19 protein-coding genes and 1 pseudogene are annotated in these 24,273 nt (G+C 61.3%); 18 read left to right on the top strand and 2 right to left on the bottom strand.

Going from position 1 to position 24,273, the window contains the following annotated elements; all coding sequences use genetic code 11:
• Window positions 1-144 precede the first annotated feature (144 nt).
• The 5 genes and pseudogenes from galE to I6L39_RS07605 all read left to right on the top strand — a co-directional run.
• Window positions 145-1,158 carry a UDP-glucose 4-epimerase GalE gene (galE, locus tag I6L39_RS07625; RefSeq protein WP_042078754.1) on the top strand — a complete coding sequence of 338 codons (1,014 nt, stop codon included), beginning with the start codon at window positions 145-147 and terminating at the stop codon, window positions 1,156-1,158.
• A gap of 50 nt (window positions 1,159-1,208) precedes the next feature.
• Window positions 1,209-2,255 (top strand): UDP-glucose--hexose-1-phosphate uridylyltransferase, encoded by a 1,047-nt coding sequence (locus I6L39_RS07620; protein WP_216991467.1) that lies wholly within the window; start codon window positions 1,209-1,211, stop codon window positions 2,253-2,255.
• Window positions 2,252-3,400, top strand: coding sequence for a galactokinase (gene galK / locus I6L39_RS07615; RefSeq protein WP_216991466.1), 1,149 nt, complete (start codon window positions 2,252-2,254; stop codon window positions 3,398-3,400). Before I6L39_RS07620 ends, galK begins: the two co-directional genes overlap by 4 nt.
• 79 nt (window positions 3,401-3,479) lie before the next feature.
• Window positions 3,480-4,451, top strand: a complete 972-nt coding sequence (locus I6L39_RS07610) for an aldose epimerase family protein (protein WP_216991465.1) — start codon at window positions 3,480-3,482, stop codon at window positions 4,449-4,451.
• A gap of 163 nt (window positions 4,452-4,614) precedes the next feature.
• Window positions 4,615-4,738 (top strand): annotated as a pseudogene (locus I6L39_RS07605) (IS481 family transposase); the annotation flags it as partial.
• A gap of 183 nt (window positions 4,739-4,921) precedes the next feature.
• On the opposite strand, the gene I6L39_RS07600 reads toward I6L39_RS07605, so the two are convergent.
• Entirely contained in the window at window positions 4,922-5,728 is an 807-nt protein-coding gene (locus tag I6L39_RS07600) for an AraC family transcriptional regulator (RefSeq protein WP_209794316.1), read from the bottom strand.
• A 242-nt stretch (window positions 5,729-5,970) separates the two neighbouring features.
• Here I6L39_RS07600 and I6L39_RS07595 point away from each other — a divergent pair, with 242 nt between their 5' ends.
• The 5 genes from I6L39_RS07595 (at window position 5,971) to I6L39_RS07575 (ending at window position 12,366) form a co-directional block, all read left to right on the top strand.
• Window positions 5,971-7,221, top strand: a complete 1,251-nt coding sequence (locus I6L39_RS07595; RefSeq protein WP_216991464.1) for an MFS transporter — start codon at window positions 5,971-5,973, stop codon at window positions 7,219-7,221.
• Window positions 7,222-7,232: 11 nt separating this feature from the next.
• Complete coding sequence (locus tag I6L39_RS07590) at window positions 7,233-9,107, top strand: beta-L-arabinofuranosidase domain-containing protein (protein WP_209794319.1); 1,875 nt, start codon at window positions 7,233-7,235, stop codon at window positions 9,105-9,107.
• Between the two features lie 338 nt (window positions 9,108-9,445).
• Window positions 9,446-10,540, top strand: coding sequence for a cellulase family glycosylhydrolase (locus tag I6L39_RS07585; RefSeq protein ID WP_254203756.1), 1,095 nt, complete (start codon window positions 9,446-9,448; stop codon window positions 10,538-10,540).
• Between the two features lie 63 nt (window positions 10,541-10,603).
• Window positions 10,604-11,950: an MFS transporter gene (locus I6L39_RS07580; RefSeq protein ID WP_216991463.1), complete on the top strand. Its 1,347-nt coding sequence runs from the start codon at window positions 10,604-10,606 to the stop codon at window positions 11,948-11,950.
• Between the two features lie 89 nt (window positions 11,951-12,039).
• Window positions 12,040-12,366, top strand: a complete 327-nt coding sequence (locus I6L39_RS07575; protein ID WP_084203018.1) for a SemiSWEET family sugar transporter — start codon at window positions 12,040-12,042, stop codon at window positions 12,364-12,366.
• 309 nt (window positions 12,367-12,675) lie between these two features.
• On the opposite strand, the gene I6L39_RS07570 is transcribed toward I6L39_RS07575, so the two are convergent.
• Window positions 12,676-13,713, bottom strand: a complete 1,038-nt coding sequence (locus I6L39_RS07570; protein WP_042078747.1) for a LacI family DNA-binding transcriptional regulator — start codon at window positions 13,711-13,713, stop codon at window positions 12,676-12,678.
• 396 nt (window positions 13,714-14,109) lie between these two features.
• Here I6L39_RS07570 and I6L39_RS07565 point away from each other — a divergent pair, with 396 nt between their 5' ends.
• From I6L39_RS07565 to I6L39_RS07530, 8 genes are all read left to right on the top strand, one after another.
• Window positions 14,110-15,108, top strand: coding sequence for a cellulase family glycosylhydrolase (locus I6L39_RS07565; RefSeq protein ID WP_254203754.1), 999 nt, complete (start codon window positions 14,110-14,112; stop codon window positions 15,106-15,108).
• Between the two features lie 56 nt (window positions 15,109-15,164).
• On the top strand, window positions 15,165-16,451 hold the full coding sequence (locus I6L39_RS07560; RefSeq protein ID WP_254203753.1) for an extracellular solute-binding protein: 1,287 nt from the start codon (window positions 15,165-15,167) through the stop codon (window positions 16,449-16,451).
• A 116-nt stretch (window positions 16,452-16,567) separates the two neighbouring features.
• Window positions 16,568-17,407 (top strand): carbohydrate ABC transporter permease, encoded by an 840-nt coding sequence (locus I6L39_RS07555; protein ID WP_254203751.1) that lies wholly within the window; start codon window positions 16,568-16,570, stop codon window positions 17,405-17,407.
• 1 nt (window position 17,408) lies between these two features.
• Window positions 17,409-18,236: a carbohydrate ABC transporter permease gene (locus I6L39_RS07550; protein WP_042078745.1), complete on the top strand. Its 828-nt coding sequence runs from the start codon at window positions 17,409-17,411 to the stop codon at window positions 18,234-18,236.
• A 71-nt stretch (window positions 18,237-18,307) separates the two neighbouring features.
• Window positions 18,308-19,408: an ABC transporter ATP-binding protein gene (locus I6L39_RS07545; protein WP_216991460.1), complete on the top strand. Its 1,101-nt coding sequence runs from the start codon at window positions 18,308-18,310 to the stop codon at window positions 19,406-19,408.
• Between the two features lie 43 nt (window positions 19,409-19,451).
• A complete protein-coding gene (locus tag I6L39_RS07540) occupies window positions 19,452-20,459 on the top strand; it encodes a family 43 glycosylhydrolase (RefSeq protein WP_216991459.1) in 1,008 nt (335 codons plus the stop codon).
• Window positions 20,460-21,522: 1,063 nt separating this feature from the next.
• Window positions 21,523-22,809, top strand: coding sequence for a carbohydrate porin (locus I6L39_RS07535; protein WP_216991458.1), 1,287 nt, complete (start codon window positions 21,523-21,525; stop codon window positions 22,807-22,809).
• A 293-nt stretch (window positions 22,810-23,102) separates the two neighbouring features.
• On the top strand, window positions 23,103-24,098 hold the full coding sequence (locus I6L39_RS07530; RefSeq protein WP_216991457.1) for an aldo/keto reductase: 996 nt from the start codon (window positions 23,103-23,105) through the stop codon (window positions 24,096-24,098).
• The last annotated feature ends 175 nt before the right edge of the window (window positions 24,099-24,273 follow it).

The raw sequence follows: 24,273 nt of genomic DNA, 5'->3' as shown, positions 1-24,273 counted from the left end.
AGTCATCCCACGGCATTTGTGACGACAAAAACAAGTGTAATCGTTTACACAAAACCGTTAACCGGATCACAGTTTACCTTCCAAGCCCTCGGCTAGACTCCTTCTCAGACTTTCCTGTGTGAGGATCCAAGGGTGGAGAAGAGGATGAAAGTACTGGTCACCGGCGGTTGCGGCTATATCGGCAGCCACACCTGCCTGGCCTTGCAGGCCGCAGGCATGGAGCCCGTGGTGGTGGACAACCTGTGCAACAGCAAGACCGGCGTGCTGACGCGCATCGCCGCCATCAGCGGGCAGGCGCCCGCGTTCTACCAGGGGGACATCCGCGACCCGGCCCTGCTGGATCGCATCTTCGCCGAGCAGGAGATAGGGGCCGTGATCCACTTCGCCGCCCTCAAGGCGGTCGGCGAGTCGACCCGCATTCCCCTCGACTACTACGACAACAACCTCGGCGGCACCCTGGTGCTGCTGCAGGCCATGAAACGCGCCGGGGTCCACAACCTGGTGTTCAGCTCCTCGGCCACCGTCTACGGCGACCCGGCAAGCGTGCCCATCCGCGAAGACTTCCCCCGCAGCGCCACCAATCCCTATGGGCGATCCAAGCTGATCATCGAGGAGATCCTCGAGGATCTGCAGGCTGCCGAGCCCCACTGGAGCATGACCCTGCTGCGCTACTTCAACCCGGTCGGCGCCCACGAGTCCGGCACCCTGGGAGAGGATCCCCAGGGCATCCCGAACAACCTCATGCCCTTTCTGACCCAGGTCGCCATCGGTCGCCGCGACTGCCTCTCGGTCTTTGGAAACGATTACAAAACCCCGGATGGCACAGGGGTACGCGACTACATCCACGTGATGGATCTCGCCGAGGGCCACGTCAAGGCGCTGCAGCATTGCACCCACAAGGGCGGCGTCCATGCCTACAACCTGGGCACCGGCCAGGGCCAGAGCGTGCTGCAGATGGTGGCGGCGTTCGAGGCGGCCAGCGGCCGCCCCCTGCCCTATCGCATCGAGCCAAGGCGCCCCGGCGACATCGCCGAGTGCTGGGCAGACCCGGCCAAGGCCGAGCGTGAGCTGGGCTGGCACGCCAGCCGGGATCTCGCGGCCATGTGCGCCGACAGCTGGCGCTGGCAGTCCGCCAACCCGAACGGTTACGAGGAGTAGGCCCCCGGCCTCTCCATGACGATTCTCCCAACTCATTGACTGGAGTGATGATGTTCAACCCCGTTGATCACCCCCACCGCCGTTTCAACCCGCTGACCGGCCAGTATGTGCTGGTCTCCCCCCACAGGGCCAAGCGCCCCTGGCAGGGCCAGGTCGAGAAGGTGAGCCAGGCGCCGAGCCTGGCCCACGATCCCGACTGCTTCCTCTGCGCGGGCAACAAGCGCGTCACCGGCGACATGAACCCCGACTATCGGGGCACCTTCGTCTTTACCAACGACTTCGCCGCCTTGATGCAGGACACCCCGGCCGCCGCCGGCGAGCAGGATCCCCTGCTGAAGCTGGAGGCCGCCCGCGGCACCAGCCGGGTCATCTGCTTCTCGCCGGACCACGGCAAGACCCTCCCCGAGCTGGAACTGCCCGCCATCGAGGCGGTGATCACCACCTGGATGAGCCAGGTGGCCGAGCTGTCAGCCCAGTGGGAATGGGTGCAGGTGTTCGAGAACAAGGGCGCCGTCATGGGCTGCTCCAATCCCCACCCCCACGGCCAGCTGTGGGGCAGCGACTTCCTGCCCAACGAGATCGCCCGGGAAGAGGAACACCAGCGCGCCTGGCTGGCCGAGCACGGCCGCCCGCTGCTGGTCGACTACGTGGAGCGGGAGCTCAAAGACCGCTCCCGCATCGTGGTGGAGACCGAGCACTGGCTGGCCGTGGTGCCGTTCTGGGCCGCCTGGCCATTCGAGACCCTGCTGCTGCCCAAGCGCCATGTGCCCTCCCTGCTCAATCTCACCCCGGAGTTGCAGCAGGATCTGGCCATCGCGCTCAAGGAGCTGACCAGCCGCTACGACAACCTGTTCGAGTGCAGCTTCCCCTACTCCATGGGCTGGCACTTCGCGCCGCCCAAGTCGGACTGCCCCGAGGCCTGGCAGCTGCACGCCCACTTCTATCCGCCCCTGCTGCGCTCCGCCACGGTGCGCAAATTCATGGTGGGCTTCGAGATGCTGGCCGAAACCCAGCGAGACCTGACCCCGGAACAGGCCGCCGAGCGCCTGCGCTCCCTCTCCCCCGTTCATTACAAAACCAATGAGGTGACCCCATGACCCCCAGCCAGCGCGTCAGCGCCGTCTTCGCCGAGCAGTTTGAACAACAACCCGACCTGCTGGTCCGAGCCCCAGGCCGCGTCAACCTCATCGGCGAGCACACCGACTACAACGACGGCTTCGTGCTGCCCTGCGCCATCGACTACGAGACCTGCGTCGCCATCGGCCACCGCACCGACAACCTGGTGCAGGTGGTCGCCGCCGACTACGGCAACCAGCGCGATCTGTTCAGCCTGGACCAGCCCATCGCCCATCATCCGGATCAACGCTGGAGCGACTACATCCGCGGCGTGGTGAAGTGCCTGCAGGAGCGCGGTCATGCCCTGCGCGGCCTCAACCTGGTGGTCTCCGGCAACGTGCCCCAGGGGGCAGGGCTGTCGTCCTCCGCCTCCCTGGAGGTGGCCATTGGCCAGGCCTTCAAGGAGGCACTGGGACTTGACATCAGCCAGGCCGAGATCGCCCTGAACGGCCAGCAGGCGGAGAACCAGTTCGTCGGCTGCAACTGCGGCATCATGGATCAGATGATCTCGGCGAGCGGCGAGAAGGATCACGCCCTGCTGCTGGACTGCCGCTCCCTGGAGACCCGCCTCATCCCCATGCCGAGCAATCTGGCGGTGCTGATCGTCAACTCCAACGTGCGCCGCGGCCTGGTGGACAGCGAATACAACACCCGCCGCCAGCAGTGCGAGGCCGCCGCCCGCCACTACGGCGTCAAGGCGCTGCGCGACCTCGATCTGGCCGCGCTGGAAGCCGGCAAGGCGGGGCTGGACGAGGCGAGCTATCGCCGCGCCCGCCACGTGGTCGGCGAGAACGCCCGCACCCTGGCCGCCGCCGATGCGCTGGAGTCCGGCGATCTGGTGCGCCTCGGCGAGCTGATGGGCCAGTCCCACGCCGCCATGCGCGATGACTTCGAGATCACCGTGCCGGCCATCGACGGCCTGGTGGAGATCATCAAGGCCCAGATCGGCAGCGAGGGCGGCGTGCGCATGACGGGCGGCGGCTTCGGCGGCTGCGTGGTGGCCGTGCTGCGTCCGGAGAAGGTGGCCGCGGCGATCGCGGCGGTCGAGGCCGAGTATCAGGCTCGCTTCGGCCTCAAGGCAGACTGCTACGTCTGTCGTGCCAGCGCCGGGGCGGGCCAGCTATGACCACATTCAACACAGGCACCATCATCAGGGCAGGCCACAACGTCTGCCCCAGCAACGACACCGGGGCGGGGGCCATCTGATGCAAGAGTTCCATCTGCAAAACAAGGCTGGCCTCAAGGCCCGCGTGCTCGACTTCGGTGCCACCCTCACCGAACTGGGCCTGACCGTCGACGGCCAGTATCGCAACGTGGCGCTGGCCTGCGAGCCCGCCGACTACCCGCGCCAGCAGGCCTATCTCGGCGCCATCGTCGGCCGCTTCGCCAACCGCATCGGCGGCTCCCGGCTGGTACGGGATGGTCGGGAGTGGCTCCTCAGCGCCAACGAGGGCACCACCTGCCTGCACGGGGGCCACGACTCGGTGCACAACCGGACGTGGCAGCTGGTCGAGCAGGCTGCCGACCGCCTGCGCCTGCGCACCCGGCTGGCCGACGGCGAGCAGGGCTTCCCCGGCAATCTGGAAGTGGAGCTGGAGTACCGGCTGGAGCAGTTGGATCTGGTGATCGAGCTGACCGCCACCACGGATGCGCCGACCCCGGTCAACCTCACCAGCCACGCCTACTTCAACCTGGATGGCGGTGACGTGCGCGACCACCTCATCTGCATCGCCGCCGATCGCTACCTGCCGACCGACGAACGCTCGATCCCGCTCGGCAAGGCCGAGGTGGACGGCCCCTTCGATCTGCGCCAGACCCGCCGCATCGGCGCCGATTGGCAGGACCATCCACAGCTGGTGCGGTGCCGTGGCTACGATCACTGCTTCCTGCTGGACGGGCCACAGGACGAGCCCGCCGTGACCCTGATCTCGGGTGACCAGCGCCTTTGCCTGGAGATGTACACGGATCAGCCCGGCGTGCAGCTCTACACTGGCAACTGGCTGGCCGGCACCCCGGCCCGTGGCGGCGGCGAGTGGCAGAACTATCAGGGGCTCTGCCTCGAGGCGCAGCAACTGCCGGACAGCCCGAACCGCCCCGAGCTCGGCGATCCCTGGCTGCTGCCCGGTCAGACCTATCGGCATCAGACCCGGTATCGCTTGATCCCGACAGACAAATAACCCCCATTGGAATTGACCAAGTGAGAACCTCTGCCGTGGAGCCCACCGTGCTGGGGTTCTCTCTTCACCTTGTCACGGCACTCTCCTCACTGATGTGATCAATTAGGCCGGATCTGTCATGCCACAACCAGACATAACCCCGAAGCGCTGACGCCCTATTGGGTCGGTGGAACAGATACAAACAGACCTGGACAGATGCCTGGGGCACTGCAACAACCAACGGCCACATCAGGACAGAATGATGGAGGGACAGACCCTACAGCACGTTCAAGAAGGGGCCGAAATGAATACCGAAGGAGTGCGCTCTTAAAGCAGCGTAAACAAGATACCGGTTTGTGGCCGGTGTCAGGTGATAACTAGAACTGTACAAACAAGACACAGCTCTGAGGCCAGGGTGATAACCAGATCGGTACAATCAGTATCGTTCGGTGCTCAGTAAAATTAGATAAAAATCGTGCGTTACGGTGTTTTCATTCTGAGTTAGTGTGTTTGATAGCATAAAGCTTTTTGTATGCTAACGGCTTCACACCGACATTTTTTATAAACACTCGGCGAAAATAGCTGACATCACTAAAACCCAGCATGGCTGCGACAGCATTGATAGAGAGTTTTCCCTCAACCAACATCTTTTTTGCCGCTGACAACTTCTTTTGCAGAATATATTGTGTCAAGGTGACATTAAATGCTGATTTAAAAACGCGCCCAAGATAATCCACATTACATTGCATTTTCGACGCAACTAGTGACGGAGTTAATTTCTCACGATAATGCACCGTAATATACATTTTTGCATGGTACGCCAGATGAGCCCCTTGTTTGGGTTGTTCTTTTTGATTCGCTTTACCAAGTTGCTCCAATATCAACAATAAAGCCAAACCGAGAGACTCCTTGTCATTTTCATTTTCCTGTTCACGTAGAAAAAAGTTGAACAACTCTGTCGTCCGTTCCAGTGACTTTGTTAGCCCTTGTTTAACAAGATGAAACCTGTGATTCGAGGTAGCATCTCTTCTCGGGGACAATGTAAAGTGCACCCAATAAAATTTAAGATCAGCCGCATAATCTGCTATCCCCTCATGACGCAGTCCGGGATGAAGCAATAAAAAACTTCCCGGTTCCAACGAATAATTTTGATTAGCTTCCCTCATGGCTAAACAACCACTATGGACAAAAATAAGCTCGTAAGAGTCAATCACACGGGATGGATGGCGCCCTTTACCATTTGAAATGAAAAAACCGCCATTTTCGACGCAGACCGGATTATAAAAACAGAGGTTCATATTGCACCCGAAAACTCTCACAAGACTTTTTCAGTATATGGCTTTCTCATATCCGTTACATGACCAGGCTCACACTCCACAACGGCAGGTCGGTTTTGTCCTCTTTTTGTGCCTCTTTGTCACCTTGTTGGTGATGATCCATGCATCTACCATCGTCGTCATCAATACGATCGCACGCGAACATTTATGGTCTCCTTTTAACAAGCAACAAATAATATTTTACCTTACTTAAGGATAACGATATGAAACCGCTGAAAATTAAGATTGCCGGACTGCAATTCCTGCAGTTCCTGGCCTGGGGGAGCTGGCTCATCTCCGTCGGCGCCTACTGCCTGCACGCCAAGCAGTGGAGCGCCGCCGAGTTTGGCAGCATCTTCGCTACCATAGGCATCGCCGCCCTCTTCATGCCGACCCTGGCCGGCATAGTGGCGGACAAGTGGATGAACGCCGAACGCCTCTATGCCCTGCTGCAACTGGGCTGTGCCCTGTGCATGGTGATGGTGCCTCAGGTCGACACGCCGCAACAGCTGTTCTGGCTGATGCTGGTCAACATGATCTGCTACATCCCCACCATCTCCCTCGCCTTCTCGGTCTCCTTCGGAGTCATGACCCAGTCCGGCATGAACATCATCAAGGAGTACCCGCCGCTGCGGGTATTCGGCACCCTGGGATTCGCCGGCGGCATGTGGCTGACCAGCCTCTCCGGTCTGGAAACCTCGCCGATCCAGTTCTACATCTCCGCCGCCGCCTCTCTTGCCGTTGCGGCCCTGGTCATGACCATGCCCCAGTGCCGTCCAAGCGGAGCCAGCCAGGGTTCGATCGCCCAGCAGTTCCTCAGCTTCGGCAAACTGTTCGCCGACAAGCGCTTCGGCGCCTTCTTCGTCTTCTCCGGCCTGCTCGGGGTCAGCATGCAGCTGTCCAACGCCTACGCCGGTACCTACCTGCATGACTTCGGCAGCAACCCGCTCTACGGCGACAGCATCATGATCAAGTACCCGGCGGTGATTGTCTCCATCGGTCAGATGTCGGAAATGCTCTTCGTGCTGCTGGTCCCCTTCTTCCTGACCCGCTACAGCGTCAAGACCGTCATGCTCATCAGCATGTTCGCCTGGGTCGCCCGCTGGCTGCTGCTCGGCTTCGGCAACCCGGGGGAATTGTGGTGGATGATCATCCTCTCCATGCTGGTCTGGGGGGTTGCCTTCGACTTCTTCAACCTGGCGGGATCCCTGTTCCTTGAGACCAATGTGGACAACGGCATGAAGGCCACGGCACAGGGCCTGCTGCAGGTCATGATCATCGGAGTCGGCGGTACCCTTGGCGGTTTCGTCAGCGGCTGGATGATCGATGCCTTCTTCACCCATGACGGCCTGCGCGATTGGAACGGCATCATGATTGCGTTTGCCGCCTTCAACCTGATCGTCGCCGCCAGCTTCATGCTGCTTTTCAAAGGCTCCCAGTCCCGTCAGAGCCAAACCAACACCACCGCTGCCTAAGGAACGCGATCATGATCCAACCCAATGCTTACTCCCGCGTGCCACTGACCCAGTTGCGCCCGCTTGGCTGGCTGCGCGATCAGTTGGCCATCCAGTGTGCCGGCATGAGCGGCCACCTCGATCAATTCTGGCCAGACGTGCAGGACAGCGCCTGGTTCGGCGGTGCATCCGAGGGATGGGAACGGGCCCCCTACTGGCTCGACGGTGCCATCCCGCTCGCCTGGTTCACCGGCGACGAGGCCCTGCAACAGCGCATCACCGGCTATGTCGACTACATCCTCACCCACCAGCAGGAAGATGGCTGGCTCGGTCCCAGGGACTCGAACACGGTCAACCCCGAGGCCAAGGAAAGCTATGACATCTGGGCCCAGTTCCTGGCCGTGAAGATGCTGATCGAGTATCACGCATTCACCGGAGACTCACGGGTCGAAGGGGCCGTCGAGCGTGCGCTGCGCAAGATAGATGCCTCCATCAACTGGACGCCGCTGTTCGATTGGGGTCAGGCCCGCTGGTTCGAGGCCTTCATCGCCATTTTCTGGCTCCACGAGCGTCGCCCCGAGCAGTGGCTGCTCGATCTGTGCGTCAAGCTGGAGGCCCAGGGTTTCAACTGGCAGAGGTTCATCGCCGCCTGGCCCTGCAAGGAGGCGACCCCCAAGGGGGGTTGGAACTTCATGAGCCACGTCGTCAACAACGCCATGGCGGTCAAGGCCTACGCCCTGGTCTGGAAGCTGACCGGGGAGGAGCGGGATCGGCAGACCCCCTACGACTTCATCACCCAGTTGGATCGCTACCACGGTACCGCCGTCGGCACCTTCACCGGCGATGAATGCCTGGCGGGCAAGCATCCGACACGCGGTACCGAACTCTGCGCCGCGGTGGAATACATGTACTCCCTGGAGCAACTCATCGCCATCTACGGGGATCTCGGCTTTGCCGACCGGCTCGAGAAGATCGCCTTCAACGCCCTGCCGGCCTACTTCAGCCGCGACATGTGGACACATCAGTACAACCAGCAGGTCAATCAGATCGCCTGTGTCGTCGATCCGGCCATGCCCTGGAACACCAACCACCCGGACGCCAATACCTATGGCCTAATGCCCCATTTCGGCTGCTGTACCTCCAACTACCATCAGGGGCTGCCCAAGTTCGCCGCGCACGCCTGGCTCCAGAATGAGGAGGAGTTGGTGGCCGTTTCATACGTACCGCTCGAATTCAGTACCCGTTTCAAGGGCCACAGCGTCAGCGTGCGCAACGAAAGCCATTATCCCTTCTCGGATGGGGTGAGCCTCAGCCTGCAGTGCGAATCCGGCGCCGAATTTGCCTTGCGACTCCGTATCCCGTCCTGGTCCCGACACACCACCATCAGGTTGAATGGGGAGATCGTGAGCAGCGGGGCATGCGGCGACGTCGTGCTACGTCAGACCTGGCAAGGCACCCAGCGAATCGACATCCAGTTCGACTTCCAGTTGCAGCAGGAATCCCGCCACAACGGAGCCCTGGTTCTGAGCCATGGCCCCCTCGTCTATGCCTTGCCACTGGAGGAACGGTGGACACGCATCAATGAGGACAAGCCCCATCGCGAGCCACCTCACTGTGACTACGAGGTGACCCCTGGCTCCCCCTGGAACTGGGCCATCGATCCCGGCAGCGCAGAGGTCCATCTGGGCACCCCTGGCCCCGTCCCCTTCAGCCGGGAACAGCCTCCCGCCACCCTGAAGGTCAAGGCCATCCACCTGCCCGACTGGCAATCCAGCGTCTCATGCCTGGCCGGCGAGCCGCCACAGAGTCCGATCAGGGTGCGAGGCGAGGAGACCGATCTCACCCTGATCCCCTTTGGATGCACCCACCTGCGTATGACAGAGTTGCCTTGGTATCTGGGGAGCTAAACCCAGAGGCCGCCGCTATAACACAGAATGAGGTACCCTCAGCAGGCTGCCATCTCCCATAGGCGTTGGCAGCCTGCCGCCAGCTAATATTATTAGTTTGTTCTCTCTCACCAGTCATGACCCGCAAGATCAGGGGCTCCTGCCGCGTGATCCCCCTCGTGCTCGACTTCTGTGGCTTATCACCGCGGGATCGATGCGAACCGCGCGTCTCTAAGCGATAGTGCAACCGGGGAGCTCATTTTGTGACTGAGCACCAACTTCTGCCCTTCCTCCTTTGCCATCGCGAAAACCAGCTAATAAAATTAGCTAATCAAAATAAACTTTAGCGAGAGGTTCCGATGGCGGTACAACAATGGACGATCGAGCAGGCCAACGCCTGGTATGACGAGCAGCCCTGGCTGCTGGGCTTCAACTATCTGCCCCGCACCGCGGTCAACTGGACCGAGATGTGGCAGGCCGAGACCTTCGATCCCGCCACCATCGATCAGGAGCTGGGCTGGGCCAGCGAGCTGGGCTACAACACCCTGCGCACCAACCTGCCGTTTATCGTCTGGCAGCACGACCGCGACGGCCTGATCGCCCGCATCGAGCAGTTCCTCGGCCTGTGCGCCCAGCACGGCATCCGCGTGATGATGACCCTGATGGATGACTGCGGCTTCTCCGGCGATCACCCCTATCTGGGCAGCCAGAAACCGCCGCGGGACGATGTGCACAACAGCCAGGCGGCCGCGAGCCCCGGCCGCAACGTCGTCATCGATCCGACCCAATGGCGCGATCTGGAGCGTTACATCCGCGATCTGGTGCGTACCTTCGCCAATGACGAACGGATCTTCATCTGGGATCTCTACAATGAGCCGACCAACCGCGGCATCTTCGCGGAGGGCGATGTGGAGGTGCGCTTCGACGAGGCGCTGGAGACCTACGCCCACTATCTGATGGAGCTGGCGTTCGTCTGGGCGCGGGAGGAGAACCCCACCCAGCCGCTCACCGTCGGCGCCTGGCACGCCCCCTACAGCATCGGTCAGGGTGACTCGGAATTTACCCCGGAAAACACCTTCACCCACCCCACCGACCGGCGCGCCATGGAGCTGTCTGACGTCATCAGCTTCCACTCCTATCAGCGCATGGAGGGGTTGAGGATCTCACTGGAGGTGGTTGGCAGCTATCGCCGCCCGATCTTCTGCACCGAGTGGCTGGCACGCCATGTCGGCAGTGTGGTGGAGCAGCAGTTGCCCCTGTTCAAGGAGCTGAAGATTGGCGCCTATCAGTGGGGCCTGGTGAAAGGCAAGACCCAGACCCACCTGCCCTGGCCCTTCGTCCGCAATATCGACCCCGATTTTCGCCGGGTCTGGTTCCATGACCTGCTGGAAGAGGACGGCACCCCCTACTCCGCCAGCGAGACGGCGCTTATCCGCACATTGACCCGCTCATAACACCAACAGGACGCCACAGAGGTGGCGCCCTTCGCAACCCATTCATGTCGTAGAGGTTGGCAGATGACAGACCAGAAGATACAAAATAGAGAGCTGGCGGGATATTTTAGCTACGCCGTCGGGCAATGCCTGAGCTTCGGCCTGGTGGGCTCCTTCATTCTCTATTTTTACACCGATATCCTTGGAATATCGCCCGCAGCGGCCGGGGCCATTTTCCTCGTCGCCCGTATTTGGGATGCCATCAACGATCCCCTGATCGCCGGCTACATGGACACGCTGAATTTCAAGCGCGGCAAATTCACTCCCTACATGCTGTTCGTGCCCTTCCTGATCGCGGGCGTCACCTCCCTCAGCTTCATCGGCATGGATCTGCCGATGGCGACCAAGGTGGCCTATGCGGCGGTGACCTATATCGCCTGGGGCATGATCTACACCCTCTCCGATGTGCCGTTCTGGACCATGTCGTCTGTCATGAGCCAGGAGCCGCAAGAGCGCGCCAAGGCCGTGACCGTGGCCATGCTGGGGGTCAACATCGGCATCGGCGGGGCCTCCATCATCTTCCCCAAGCTCACCGAGCTGTTCGCCGCCACCAGCAGCACCAAGGGCTACATGGAAGGCGCCATCTGCCTGATGCTGATCGCCCTGCCGCTGATGGTGATCGGCGCCAGCCAGATGAAGGAGCGCGTCAGGCCCAATCCGGATGACAAGATCACCATCCGGGACTCCTTCCGCGTCCTGCGCTCCAACAAGCCGCTGGCCTATGTGCTGGGCTCCTTCTTCTGCAACGTCTTCTTCAACCTGGCGACCGGGCTCTACATCTTCTTCTTCACCTACAACATGGGTGACGCCGGGCTGCTCTCTGTGATGGGGACCATAGGCGTGGCCACCTCCATGGCCTGCATGCTGGTGCCGGTGTTGACCAAGCGCTTCAGGAAGCGCGATCTCTTCCTGATGCTCACCATGCTGGAGATCGCCCTGCGCGTCGGCTTCTACACGACGGGTTACGACAACCTGATGCTGGTGTTCGGCTTCCTCGCCCTGATCCACGCCGCCAACGTCATCACCAACCCGCTGATCTCCGCCATGCTGAGCGAGACCATCGAATATGCCGAGCTCAAGTCCGGCCGCCGCTGCGCCGCCATCGCCTTCTCCGGGCAGACCTTTACCGGCAAACTGGCCTGGGCCATCGCGGGCGGCATCTCCGGCTCCCTGCTGATCTGGCTCGGTTATCAGCCGAACATGGCGCAGACGCAGGCCACCATGGACGGGCTCTTCATCTGCATCTCGCTGGTGCCGATCGTGGGCAGCGTCATGCGCGTCATCATCATGACCCGTTACAACTTCACCGAAGAAAAGCATGCGAAGGTCCGTCATGCCCTGCTGAAGTGGCGCTCCACCAACGCTATTTAACCGGACAATACAAAGATGCGGCGGGCCGGATCATCATCTGGCCCGCCCTCCGGCCATCACCGCCCCCATCGCTATCGAGGAACCTGATTATGCCGCCCCTGTTCTGGCCCGGAGCCATCGCCCTGTCACTCTCCCTGGGGGGTCTGGTGCTCTGGCTGGATGATGCCTATCTCGGCCTGTGCGCCGCCTTTCTCACCACAGGCTCCTTTGCCCTGCAAGTTGTCCACATCCTGAAAACCCGGGAGACCAAGGCCATCTCCCTCGGCATGTATCTCGCCTTCGGCTGTGGCGTGCTGCTGTGGCTGGTGTACGGTCTGAAGATTGGCGATAGACCGGTCACCATCGCAAACAGCATCACGCTGGCGCTGGCCAGCACTGTGCTGCTGCTCAAGCTGCGCAACGAGTCGCGTACCTGAGGTTCCGATGGAAAAGAACGGGCTCATCTGGTCGCGCCCACCATCCGGAATGTGAAGCTCCAGCCGACCAGCCGCTTCCCGCCTGCGGACAGGGCGCCTTGACGACTGGCTGTTCCGGGCACTCCCGGCAGCCAGCTCTTCCAGCGAGTCTCCGGCGAGACGCCGAGCATGCGGCTGCAGCGGGCGGATGCCAGATAGGCGATGACGCTGACTCAGGAGGGCGACGGCGTGCTTTAGAGGGGAGAGAGAAAAGTCTTTATCTCAATCCCATGCCGTGGTGCCAATCCCAGACAAACGCCACGCCCCCTCTCACGACTCATGCACCAACCGCTGGCTGGATGTCCGGATAAAGAGCTCCCCCTCCAGCTTCATCACGGGGGCAATCGGTCTCTCCCCCTGCGCCAGCTGCATCAGGGTCTCCACCGCCAGCTTGCCCATTTCGTCGTAGGGCAGCTCGATGGAGCTCAGCGGGGGGACCATCTCGTTGGCCAGCATCTGATTATCGTGACCAGCCACCAGGATATCTTCCGGAATGCGTAACCCTGCCTCCGCAATGGCCTGATAACAGCCCTGCGCCATGTAGTCGCTGCAGCAGAAGATACCGTCGGGTGCCTGGGGGAGCGCCAGCAACTGCCGCGTCTGCTCATAGGCCTCGTGCAAGGACCAGTTAGCGACGCGCACCAGTTGTGGGTCCGGGATCACGTCATGATTGATCAGCGCCTGGCGATACCCCTCCAGCCGCAGGTTGTTGGCCTCCATCCAGGGTTCTCCCTGAATCAGCGCGATCCGCCGGCAGCCCTGCGCCAACAGGTGTGCCGTCATCTTGTATCCCCCGAGCTTGTCGGCAGGCAGGATGGAGGGGCGATCGGGTGAGCCTGATGCCTCCAGATAGCAGTTGAGCAGGACGGTGGGCACCTGGGGAGAAAGCTCCATCTCGGGGAGCTGCCGCGTCATCGAGGAAGCAAAGATCATCCCCATATAGTCTCCCTGATTGATCTCCTGCTCGATCAGCTCGGTGAGATCCCGGCTGTTGCGATAATCGAAGGTCACCAGCATGCGATCGGCCTCCCAGGCGCGTTCATTGCAGGCATTGATCGCATCCAGGAAGGGGTCATAGAGGGTGAGCCCGTTGAATACAAAGGCAATCTTGCGAGGAGCCGGACCCTTGGGCTGATGCTCCACCCGCTTGTGCTGGTAGCCCAACTCGGACGCCTTCTCGATCACCCGACGCCTCGTCTCTTCGGAGAGCTTCACCGCGGTAGAGCCATTGAGCACCAAGGAGACGGTGGATTGGGAGACGCCCGCCGCGGCGGCGATGGCACTCATGGTTATGCGTTTCTTGTTCATCGATATGGCCATTGATTACGGGCTGTCCCTGTCGCCCAGATAATATTATTAGTTATTTTTTCTCGCCAATCATAACCCAGGGGACAGGGGGGAGCCAGCCAAGTTATCGCCCTCACCATGGCGTCGTGCGGCTTGCACCGTTCACTCGACAGGTGCCGTGCGGTGAACCGCGACGGCGAAACCAGAGATTGGAATGAGCCCTGCTCAGGCTCATTTTGTGACCAGCCACCAAATTTCACCCTTCATCCTTTGCCATCAACATGATTAGCTAATAAAAATTAGCTAATCAAAAGCAAAGATTAGCAATGGGGAGTCTCGATGGCGGTACAACAGTGGTCCACAGACCGGGCCTGGCAATGGTGGAGCAGGCAACCCTGGTTGAGAGGGTTCAATTACTTGCCCAGAACCGCCGTCAACTGGACGGAGATGTGGCAACGGGACACCTTCGATCTCCCGACCATCAGGCAGGAGCTGGCCTGGGCCAGAGAGGTGGGCTACAACACCCTGCGCACCAACCTGCCCTTCATCGTCTGGCAGGCAGACAGGGATGGCCTGATCGCCCGCATCGACAGTTTCCTCGCGGCTGCGGCCGCAGAAGGGATCGGCGTCATGCTGACCCCCATGGATGATTGCGGTTTCTCCGGCGATCATCCCTACCTTGGCCCGCAGAAAGGACCTGTCGAGCAGCTGCACAACAGCCAGGCGGCGGCAAGCCCCGGGCGCAACGTCGTCATGGATATTACGCAGTGGCATGAGATTGGGCGTTATATCAAGGACATCGTCGCCACCTTTGCCAAGGACGATCGCATCCTGGTGTGGGACCTCTACAACGAGCCGACCAATCGCGGCATCTTCCGCGGCCCCGGTCTGTCTGAAGAGTTCGATCCGGCCATGGAGCCCTACAGCCACCATCTGATGGAGCTGGCCTTCACCTGGGCACGCGAAGCGGATCCCAGCCAGCCGCTCACCGTCTGTGCCTGGCATGCCGCCAACCACTTCAGCCCGGATGAGCCCATCTTTGCCCATCCCACCGACATCCGGGCCATGGAGCTGTCAGACGTGATCAGTTTCCATGCCTATCAGCCACTGGCGCTGCTGGAAAAGAGCCTGGCAATAGTCGCGGCCTATGATCGCCCCCTGCTCTGCACCGAATGGCTCGCTCGCCACGCACAGTCCTTCATGCATGAACAACTGCCCCTCTTCAAGGAACGGAAAATCGCCTGCTACCAGTGGGGGCTGGTCAAGGGGAAAACCCAGACCCATCTGCCCTGGCCCAATATCCAGCGCGAACTCCCAGAGTATGCGGACACCTGGTTCCACGACCTGCTCGAGGCGGATGGCTCCCCTTATGACGGACGCGAAGTTGCCCTGATCCGGTCCCTGACCGACGAATAAAAAAACCTTCCGGGGCGATCCACCAGGCATCGCCTCACCCTACGCATAGAGGTCAAATGATGAAAAAGATAAAGCTGCTGGCATTGCTGGTCGCGGGCGCGACGCTCTCTCCCGTCACCCTGGCGCAGACCACACTGCAATACTGGACCCTGCTCAACGGCGGCGACGGCGCCCGCATGAAACAGCTGGTCGACGGTTTCAACGCCAGCCAGGGCGACTACAGAATAGAGACCACCACCCTGAACTGGGGCGAACCCTTCTACACCAAGCTCAAGACCGCCTCAGCCATGGGTAGCGGCCCGGACATGGCCACCATCCACCTCTCCAAGATCTCCGGCCTCACCCAGACCCAGGGCCTGGAGCCCATCACGGCACAGGCGATGCAGGCCGCCGGCTATGACAGCGGCAAGCTGTTCCCGCTGCTCTGGAAACAATCGAACGTCGATGGCAAGACCTATGCGCTGCCCATCGATACCCATGCCCTGGTGCTCTACTACAACAAGTCCATCGCGGCCAAGGCCGGCCTGCTGGACGAGCAGGGCAAGCTCAAGCCCATCACCTCGCTGGCACAGTTCGACGCGGCGCTCAAGAGCGTCAAAGATCAGGGCGCCATGGGGCTGAGCATGGAGACCTCTCCCATGTCCTATATGCCGTACCGCCTCTGGCTATCCATGATCACCCAGCAGGGGGGCAAGACCATAGAGAACAACAAGTTCGTCTACGGTGAGGCGGGCCAGAAGGCCATGGAGGCCATGGCCAGGTGGTATGCCGACGGCTACGCCACCAAGGGGCTGGATTACGCCTCTTCCACCACCGAATTCATGACGGGCAAATCCGCCTTCATGCTCAACGGCGTCTGGGAGCTGCCCTCCGTCAACGACGGCATGAAGGGCGGCAGGCTCGGCTTCGAGGTGGGGGTGGCTTCGCTGCCCTCCTTCTTCAACGGCGTGCAGGCGGCCTGGGCCGACTCCCATGCGCTCGCCATTCCGAACAACAAGGGCAAGCCCATCTCGGCCGAGAAGATGAAAGGGGTCGCCCGGTTCGCCACCTACATCAACCAGCACGCCATCACCTGGGCCGAGGGTGGCCATATCCCGGCCTATGAACCGGTAGTGGAGACCAAGGAGTTCAAGGAGATGCCGCTGCTCGCCGACTATGTCAGCGACACCGCCAGCCACATCGTCTATGACCCGGACGGCTGGTACAGCGGAGCCGCAGGCCCCCTGCAGGCCACCGCCTCCAAGTACTTCCCTGCGGCCCTGACCGGTCAGCTGCCCACCGAAAAGGCACTGCAGATGTTCGAGCGCGACGCAGGCAAGTTCATGAGCCGCCCGGCCCGTTAATGACCCCGGGGCAGAGGGTCACCCCCTGCCCCTCCGTTTCTCCCATTCCAGGTTCGATCGCAGACATGGATCATAAAGACACTACCAGAACCCCCGCCGGCAGCTTGGGGGCCCTCATGACGCCCTGGCTCATGCTGGCCCCCTTCCTGCTCGCCTTTTTGCTCTTCTTTGTCATTCCGGCCCTGCAAACGTTGCAGTTGAGCTTTACCGACAGCGGGCTGACCGAGACCCACGGCTATGTTGGCCTTGCCAACTATGTGGAACTGCTGCAAGACCCGAGCTTCTGGGATTCACTGCTGCAAACCGCCTACTTCGCCCTGCTCACCGTGGTCCCCCTGACCGCCCTGGGGCTGGTGATGGCGATGCTGATCAACCGGCTCACCCGCTTCGCCGGCCTGGTGCAGGCCATCTTCTTCATCCCCAATATCTTGCCTATCGCCGTCATGGCGATGATCGGTGGATGGATGCTGCACCCCACCTTTGGGGTGGTCAACCTGATCGCGGGCACCGAGATCGCCTGGTTCAACGACCCGGACTTCGCCATGCCCATGGTCGCGATGGCGACCATCTGGTGGACCGTCGGCTTCAACGTGCTGTTGTTCCTCGCGGCGCTCAAGAACATCCCGCAGGACCTCTACGAGGCGGCCCGGCTCGACGGCGCCTCGGAGTGGGGGATCTTCCGTTACATCACCTGGCGCCAGCTGCGCCCCGTGACCGTCATGGTCTTCGGCCTGCAACTGGTGGCCTCCCTGAAGATCTTCGGCCAGACCTACCTGCTGACTGGCGGCGGCCCCTTCGACAGCACCAAGGTCGTTCTGCACTACATGTACGAGACCGGGTTCGTCAACCAGAACGCCGGCTATGCCTCGGCCATCGCCGTGGTCTTCGTGCTGATCGTCTTGCTCATTCTGGTGCTGCAATCCCTGGCTAATAGATTCATCAATCGTCGAGGCTAAGATGAAGAGCAAACTGACATTTACCGCCTTGCTGGCCATCTCATTGACCCTGCTGCTCTGCCTGTTGTGGGGCGCCCCGCTGCTGTGGGCCATCAGCACTGCGCTGCGCCCGGAGGAGCAGACCGTCGCCGGGCTGCAGTGGTTGCCCGACCCCGTCACCCTCGATGCCTTCATCAAGGTGCTGACCCTGGGGGATCTGCCCATCTTCTTCATGAACAGCGTGTTCACCTCGCTGGCGGTCACAGTGCTGACGCTGTCCGTCACAGTGCTGGCCGCCTACAGCTTCTCCCAGCTCCGCTTTCGGGGGGCAAACCTGCTGTTCTGGTGCTGCATGTTCGGCATCATCTTCCCGTTCGAGGCCCTGGTGATCCCGCTCTTCCGCCAGATTTATCACCTCGGACTGGCGGACTCCCTCGGGGGCGTGATCCTGCCCCAGGTGGTGTCGCCCATGGTGCTGTTCGTGCTCAAGCGCTTCTTCGATCAGATCCCAAAGGACTTTCGCGAGGCGGCCATCCTGGATGGCGCACGGGAGTGGCAGGTGCTGCTGCGCGTTTATCTGCCCCTGTCTCGAAACATCATCTATGCCATGGCGATCATCACCTTCATGGGGGCCTGGAACAACTTCCTCTGGCCGTTCCTGGTGGTGAGCTCCACCGAGAACATGACCATCCCCATCGGCCTGACCCAGCTCAACGACACCTACGGGGTGCGCTATGCCCAGAACATGGCCTCCGCCCTGATAGGTGGCCTGCCGGTCGCCATCCTCTACGTCATATTCCAGAAACGAGTCGCATCGGGCTTCCTCGCTGCCACCGGTCTCAAGGGTTGACCATTCACGGGCCCGCCGAGGCGAGCCCCTTGTTTTACGGCCAGCACGGGCCCTCGTGAGAGAACATTCATATGTCCTGCGTATTGCTTAACAACATCAAGAAGACCTATCCCAACGGCAATGCCGTCATCCACGGCGTGGATCTGGAAATAAAGCAGGGGGAATTCGTCGTCTTCGTCGGCCCCTCCGGCTGCGGCAAATCCACCCTGCTGCGCATGATCGCCGGGCTGGAGGCGATCTCCGAAGGGGATCTGCACATCGGCAACAAGCGCGCCAACGATCTGGATGCCGCCAGGCGGGGGGTCGCCATGGTGTTCCAGTCCTATGCGCTCTACCCCCACCTGACGGTGGCCGAGAACATGGGCTTCTCCCTGCTGTTCAACGGCACGCCAAAGGCGGAGATCGCCACCAAGGTGAACCGGGTGGCGGAGACCCTGCAACTGGCCCACCTGCTGGATCGCAAGCCCGCCGAGCTCTCGGGGGGCCAGCGTCAGCGGGTTGCCATCGGTCGTGCCATAGTGCGCGAACCCGACGTCTTCCTGTTCGACGAGCCGCTCTCCAACCTGGATGCGGCCCTGCGCGGACAGATGCGCACCGAGCTGGCGCGCCTGCACCAGAAGCTCGGCACCACCATGATTTACGTGACGCACGATCAGGTGGAGGCGATGACCCTGGGGGACAGGATCGTGGTCTTCAACAAGGGACACATCGAGCAGGTGGGTTCACCGCTGGAGCTCTACCAGCGCCCCGCCACCGAGTTCGTGGCCACCTTCCTCGGCATGCCAAAAATGAACCTGCTGACCTGCAAACTGGCGGGAGCAGAGGGGAAACACTGGCAGCTGACAGCGGGCAGAGGGATCGCGCTGGCCGTGCCTGAGTCCTCGTTCGACTGCACCGGCCAGCACAGCATCAAGCTGGGGATCCGCCCCGAACATCTGCTGGTCGGTGCAGAGGGGGCGTCGGGCGCCCATCTCCAGGGTCGGGTCTCTCTGGTAGAGAACCTCGGCGATTCCGCCATCCTGCACATCAAGTGCGAGGGTCTGGAGCGACTGCTGCTGGCCAAGGTCAACACGGATCGGCGGGTGCCCGCGTGCGACGAGGCCGTCTCCCTCACCGTCGCCCTCGAATACGTCCACCTCTTCGGCGAGCAGGGACAGAGCCTGCGGCGTTGAGCCGAGGGGCGGGCAAGCCTCGCCCCGTCATGGAGCATCAGCCATGTTTCGCATCCTGTTCACTCTGTTCATCCTGGTGGGAGCCATCATGCCAGCACAGGCCGGTTCGACGTTTACCAATCCCATCCTGAGTGATGGCGCAGACCCCTGGGTCGTGCGCCATGACGACGGCTTTTACTACTACACCCAGACAACCGGCAACGACATCACCCTATGGCGAACCAGAGATATCGCCGACCTTGAGCATGCCGAGCGCAAGGTGGTCTGGATGCCGGCTCAGGGTGCCGTCAACGGCTCCCACATCTGGGCGCCCGAGCTGCACCGGCTCGACGGCCGCTGGTACCTCTATTTCGCCGCCTCGGCAGGGGACATGGCCCGGCAGCGCATGTACGTGCTGCAATCCGAGGGGGACGACCCGTTCGGCAGCTACGCCTTCCCGCAAGATACCGACGCCGGCAAGATCTCCGATGCCAGCGACAAGTGGGCCATCGATGGCACAGTGCTGGAATACGAGGGCCAGCGCTATTTCATCTGGTCGGGCTGGGAGGGGGACGTCAACGAGCAGCAGCGCATCTACATCGCCAGGATGAGCTCCCCCTGGCGACTGGCAGGAGCGCGGGTCGAGATTTCCCGCCCCGAGCTGGCGTGGGAGCGCATCGGCACGCCCCAGGTCAATGAGGCCCCGCAAGTCCTGCTGGGCCCGGAAGGGCGCCTCTTCCTCGTCTACTCCGCCAGCGGCAGCTGGACGGACGATTATTGCCTCGGCCTGCTGACGCTGGAGGGGGAGGATCCGATGAACCCGGCACACTGGCGCAAGCGGCCGGAACCCGTCTTCAGCAAGCATGAGGCGGTGGACGTCTATGGTCCCGGCCATAACGGCTTCTTTGCCGATGGCGCGGGACAGCCCTGGCTGATCTATCACGCCGCCAAGTTCAAGGGGGCAGGCTGGAACCGCGAGATACACATGCAACCCTTTCACTGGGACGAGCAGGGCCTGCCTCTGTTTGGCTCCCCCCTGGGGGCCGGACGCCCACGGACAGCCCCGCACTGATGGAGACCCCGATGGGGGGCTTCAACGACATGGTGGGAGGAGAGCACCCTGCACTCGCCGCCCGTGAGAGAGGCCAGGATGCGGCCCGCGACAGCGCCATCGCCTCCTGAGAGGCTTTTTGTGGTTGTCGGCAGCAACCTGATGCAGGAGAGTGTCATTTGACCCACAAAATTCACCGCCTCACTCGGTGCGATGTACGGGTCATATATCGGCCTCACCACACCTCAATAATTGTCAATATGGTGGCGACATGGATTGAACATTAATTTGTTTTATTCAGCTTTAATCAAGCAAGCTGAACAGTCTTTATTATTTTCTTAGTTAAGTTCCAGTTCAGCCTAAATACTGGCAAAACACATCATCAAATTAATATGAACTGGAATGAGTCCACTTGAATTAAATAGAGAAAGAATTGTGTGAAGCGCATGGCAAAATAAATTGCTGCTGATGTTCTTGCCTGGTCTGTTTGCTATAGTCAGGCTGACTCCACAAGCATGCCTTTTTGATGCGCTTGTCTGGCAAGGTCAAAATATGCGTGAACAGGTGCCATCTATTTTGGATGTGCCATGAGGGCTGCTCGCCTCATGACAGACAAGGGTTGAACGCGCCCCAGAACAGCGACATCAGCTCAGCGCCTGAACGCCACGCTAAGGGTCGAGACACCTGTGATGCTTGCCTGTGACAGGCTGCTCGCCAGGCGAGGGGCAGGCAGATGTGCGCGTCGCCCCAATGCTATTTCGAAAAACGGTCAACGGATTTGCCATTATCGCGTCCTCGTTGGTAACCATTGCGATCAATGAAAGCTAGTTGCGAAGACATGCCGCCGGCAATGATGTCCTGACAATGCTCCATTCTTTTATTAAAAGAATGGATAACACGGTTTCCTAAAATAACGGCCACCTGTGGCAGGCTCCCATGCCGTCACGCCGCTATTCCCATTATTTATGTTTGCAAGGCTCAGCACAGAGAAGTGTCGAGTTTCAAATCGGTCAGGGAATTGACTCAGTGGAATGCTGATTGTTTTCGGCGTTACCCAATTCATCATTGTTATAAGGAAGAGATCATGAAAACCAAGTGGCTTCCAGTTGCCGTCGCCGTCGTGTCTGCGCTTTCCGCGCAAGCTGCCGTTTCTGCCGAGGCGGCCGGCTTCGATTATTACGGCTATTTCCGCTCCGGCATGGGAACGGGCGACAGCGGCTCCATGCAAGATGCCGTGGGGGGCAGCTTCCAGAAGAACAAGGTCGGCCGTCTGGGCAACGAATTCGATACCTATGCCGAGGTGGGTTTCGGCAAGGAGCTGAAGAGCGACGAAACCAAGTCCGTCTATATCCAGACCATGTTCAACATGTACGACGGCGACACCAACAGCAACATGGGGGATTCCAACTTCGGCTGGGAAAACATGAACATGCAGCTGCGCAACTTCATGGGCCTGGGTGAGACCTCCTGGGCCGGCATCCGTCAGTACAAGAAGGGCTTCGTCATCGACTCGAATGATTTCTTCTACTGGAACCAGACCAACATAGGTGGCGGTATCGAAGACATGCAGCTGGGCCAGGGCAAGCTCTCCGTCGCCGCCCTGCACCGCGACATCGCCGGCACCTACAACAACAGTGTCGGCGACCCGATAGAGGACATGATCGACTCCAACCAGCTGGACTTGCTCTACACCGACCTGCCGCTGTGGAATGGCGCCACCCTGGCCATGGGTTACAAGTTCCTGAAGGCCGATGCCACCGCGGAGCAGATCGATGCCGATCTGGGCAACCATGACTACGCCGACGGCCATGCCGTGATGCTGGAACTGAATCAGTCGCTCCTGGGAACTGGTTGGAACAAGACCACCCTCCAGTACTACGCCGACGGCTCCGCCCTGCAAGGGGTCACCTTCGGTTCTGCCGATACCCTGAGCGGCCGTGTCGAGAGCGGCAACGGCTTCGCCATCCGCAACTACGGCATCATCCCGCTGGCCGCAGACTGGGATCTGAGCCACGCCATCAACTACGCCGAAGCGAACGACATCAAGCAGTGGGATGGCGTCGAGGGTGACGCAAGCGCCTTCGCCGTGAGCGCCAAGGTGACCTACCACTGGACCGACATCACCCGCACCTATGTGGAAGCCGGTTACTTCGAGGACGAGAAGACCGAGAACGGTGACGTCGACTCCCGCAGTGGCTCCAAGACCACCATCGCCCAGGCCTTCTCCTTCGGCCGTGGCGAGCCGGAGCTGCGCGTGTTCGCCAGCTACCTCGACAGCGACAACGCCGACTGGGATGGCTCCCACGCCTTCGACAACGGCACCGCCGATGACACCTGGACCGTGGGCCTGCAAGCCAACGTATGGTGGTAACCACCCGGCCAGGATCCGCTGCCGATCCCCGTGTTCCACAGGGACGGGGGCTGAGAACCGGCAGGAATTGAGGCGCGACGGGTTGGCATAGAAACTATGCCAACCCGTTGTTTTATATTGAGTTTGCAATGTGTGATCACACCGTGGTTGCCCCCGTCATTGCCGTTGACAACCGCGATGGCTTCTGGCGTTGTATGGCGATGCATTCAGACATCCCCCGGCGTGCCGATGCCCGCGCCAACAACGGCTTGAGGCCTAAGGTCCTGCACATGAAAGCTGATTCAGGAGTACCCATGGATGATCCCTACCTCGCCGCGCCGGATCGTTACCAGCGCCAGGCCTACCGACCCGCCGGTCGCCACGGCCTCCGCCTGCCCGGCATCGGTCTCGGCCTCTGGCACAACTTCGGCGAAGGGAGCGATCCCGCCACCGCGAAGGCCATGGTGCACCGGGCGTTCGATCTCGGCATCACCCACTTCGATCTCGCCAACAACTACGGCCCGCCCCCGGGCGCCGCCGAGACCACCTTCGGCAAGCTGCTCAAGGGCAGCCTGGCTCCCTACCGGGACGAGCTGATCATCGCCAGCAAGGCGGGCTACGTGATGTGGGACGGCCCCTACGGCGACGGCGGCAGCGCCAAGTACCTGTTTGCCAGCCTGCACCAGAGCCTGCGCCGGCTCGGCCTCGACTACGTGGACATCTTCTATCACCACAGGCCGGATCCCCGCACCCCGCTGGAGGAGACCTGCCAGGCACTGGCGCTCATGGTGCGCCAGGGCAAGGCGCTCTACGTCGGCCTCTCCAACTACCCGGCCCCGCTTGCCGCTAGTGCCGCCACCCGGCTGGCGGAGCTCGGCACCCCTTGCCTGGTCAACCAGCTCAAGTACTCCCTGTTCCAGCGGGAGATCGAAGAGCAGACACTGCCGGTCTGCCGGGAGCAGGGGATGGGGGTGGTCGCCTTCTCGCCCCTGGCGGGCGGACTGCTGAGCGATCGCTATCTGGCCGGCATTCCGGCGGATTCCCGCGCCGCCAGCGCCAGCCCCTTCCTCAAGCCCGAACAGATCACCCCGGACAGGCTGACCCGTATCCGCGCCCTGCACGATCTGGCACAGCGGCGGGGACAATCCCTGTCACAGCTCGCGCTACAGTGGGTGCTGCGCGACCCCGTGGTGAGCTGCGCCCTCATCGGCGCCAGCAACCCGCAACAGATAACGAGCGCCGTCGACGCCCTGGCCCTGCCGCCCCTGGAGGAGACGCTGCAGCAGCAGATCCTGTCCGTGCTGGCGTGACGGGCCTATGCCGCTGACCATGCCAGAAGATGACGGGACCAGGGGGCGGCCGACCCCTGCCCCGCGCAGCCCGCAGACAGACGACCCCGGCCGCACGGCACAGGTCGGGGTCGGCGGTCCCTTCCAATAATCTCTGGTTGCCCGCGCGATTTTCCGCCATCATTGGCCGCCCCGA

It is taken from the genome of Aeromonas sp. FDAARGOS 1409 (assembly GCF_019048705.1).
GTDB classification, from domain to species: Bacteria; Pseudomonadota; Gammaproteobacteria; order Enterobacterales; family Aeromonadaceae; genus Aeromonas; species Aeromonas sanarellii.
The sequence above is the reverse complement of the archived record's forward strand: the minus strand, read 5'-3'. Positions and strand labels throughout refer to the sequence as shown.

Bases quoted from the DNA above. Each gene is read 5' to 3' on its own strand.
- I6L39_RS07530 (WP_216991457.1), top strand. From the start codon at position 23,103: ATGGATGATCCCTACCTCGCCGCGCCGGATCGTTACCAGCGCCAGGCC.
- galE (WP_042078754.1), top strand. From the start codon at position 145: ATGAAAGTACTGGTCACCGGCGGTTGCGGCTATATCGGCAGCCACACC.
- I6L39_RS07575 (WP_084203018.1), top strand. From the start codon at position 12,040: ATGCCGCCCCTGTTCTGGCCCGGAGCCATCGCCCTGTCACTCTCCCTG.
- I6L39_RS07555 (WP_254203751.1), top strand. From the start codon at position 16,568: ATGACGCCCTGGCTCATGCTGGCCCCCTTCCTGCTCGCCTTTTTGCTC.
- I6L39_RS07610 (WP_216991465.1), top strand. From the start codon at position 3,480: ATGCAAGAGTTCCATCTGCAAAACAAGGCTGGCCTCAAGGCCCGCGTG.
- I6L39_RS07595 (WP_216991464.1), top strand. From the start codon at position 5,971: ATGAAACCGCTGAAAATTAAGATTGCCGGACTGCAATTCCTGCAGTTC.
- I6L39_RS07570 (WP_042078747.1), bottom strand. From the start codon at position 13,713: ATGAACAAGAAACGCATAACCATGAGTGCCATCGCCGCCGCGGCGGGC.
- I6L39_RS07585 (WP_254203756.1), top strand. From the start codon at position 9,446: ATGGCGGTACAACAATGGACGATCGAGCAGGCCAACGCCTGGTATGAC.
- I6L39_RS07580 (WP_216991463.1), top strand. From the start codon at position 10,604: ATGACAGACCAGAAGATACAAAATAGAGAGCTGGCGGGATATTTTAGC.
- I6L39_RS07550 (WP_042078745.1), top strand. From the start codon at position 17,409: ATGAAGAGCAAACTGACATTTACCGCCTTGCTGGCCATCTCATTGACC.
- I6L39_RS07590 (WP_209794319.1), top strand. From the start codon at position 7,233: ATGATCCAACCCAATGCTTACTCCCGCGTGCCACTGACCCAGTTGCGC.
- I6L39_RS07620 (WP_216991467.1), top strand. From the start codon at position 1,209: ATGTTCAACCCCGTTGATCACCCCCACCGCCGTTTCAACCCGCTGACC.
- I6L39_RS07560 (WP_254203753.1), top strand. From the start codon at position 15,165: ATGATGAAAAAGATAAAGCTGCTGGCATTGCTGGTCGCGGGCGCGACG.
- I6L39_RS07545 (WP_216991460.1), top strand. From the start codon at position 18,308: ATGTCCTGCGTATTGCTTAACAACATCAAGAAGACCTATCCCAACGGC.
- galK (WP_216991466.1), top strand. From the start codon at position 2,252: ATGACCCCCAGCCAGCGCGTCAGCGCCGTCTTCGCCGAGCAGTTTGAA.
- I6L39_RS07540 (WP_216991459.1), top strand. From the start codon at position 19,452: ATGTTTCGCATCCTGTTCACTCTGTTCATCCTGGTGGGAGCCATCATG.
- I6L39_RS07600 (WP_209794316.1), bottom strand. From the start codon at position 5,728: ATGAACCTCTGTTTTTATAATCCGGTCTGCGTCGAAAATGGCGGTTTT.
- I6L39_RS07535 (WP_216991458.1), top strand. From the start codon at position 21,523: ATGAAAACCAAGTGGCTTCCAGTTGCCGTCGCCGTCGTGTCTGCGCTT.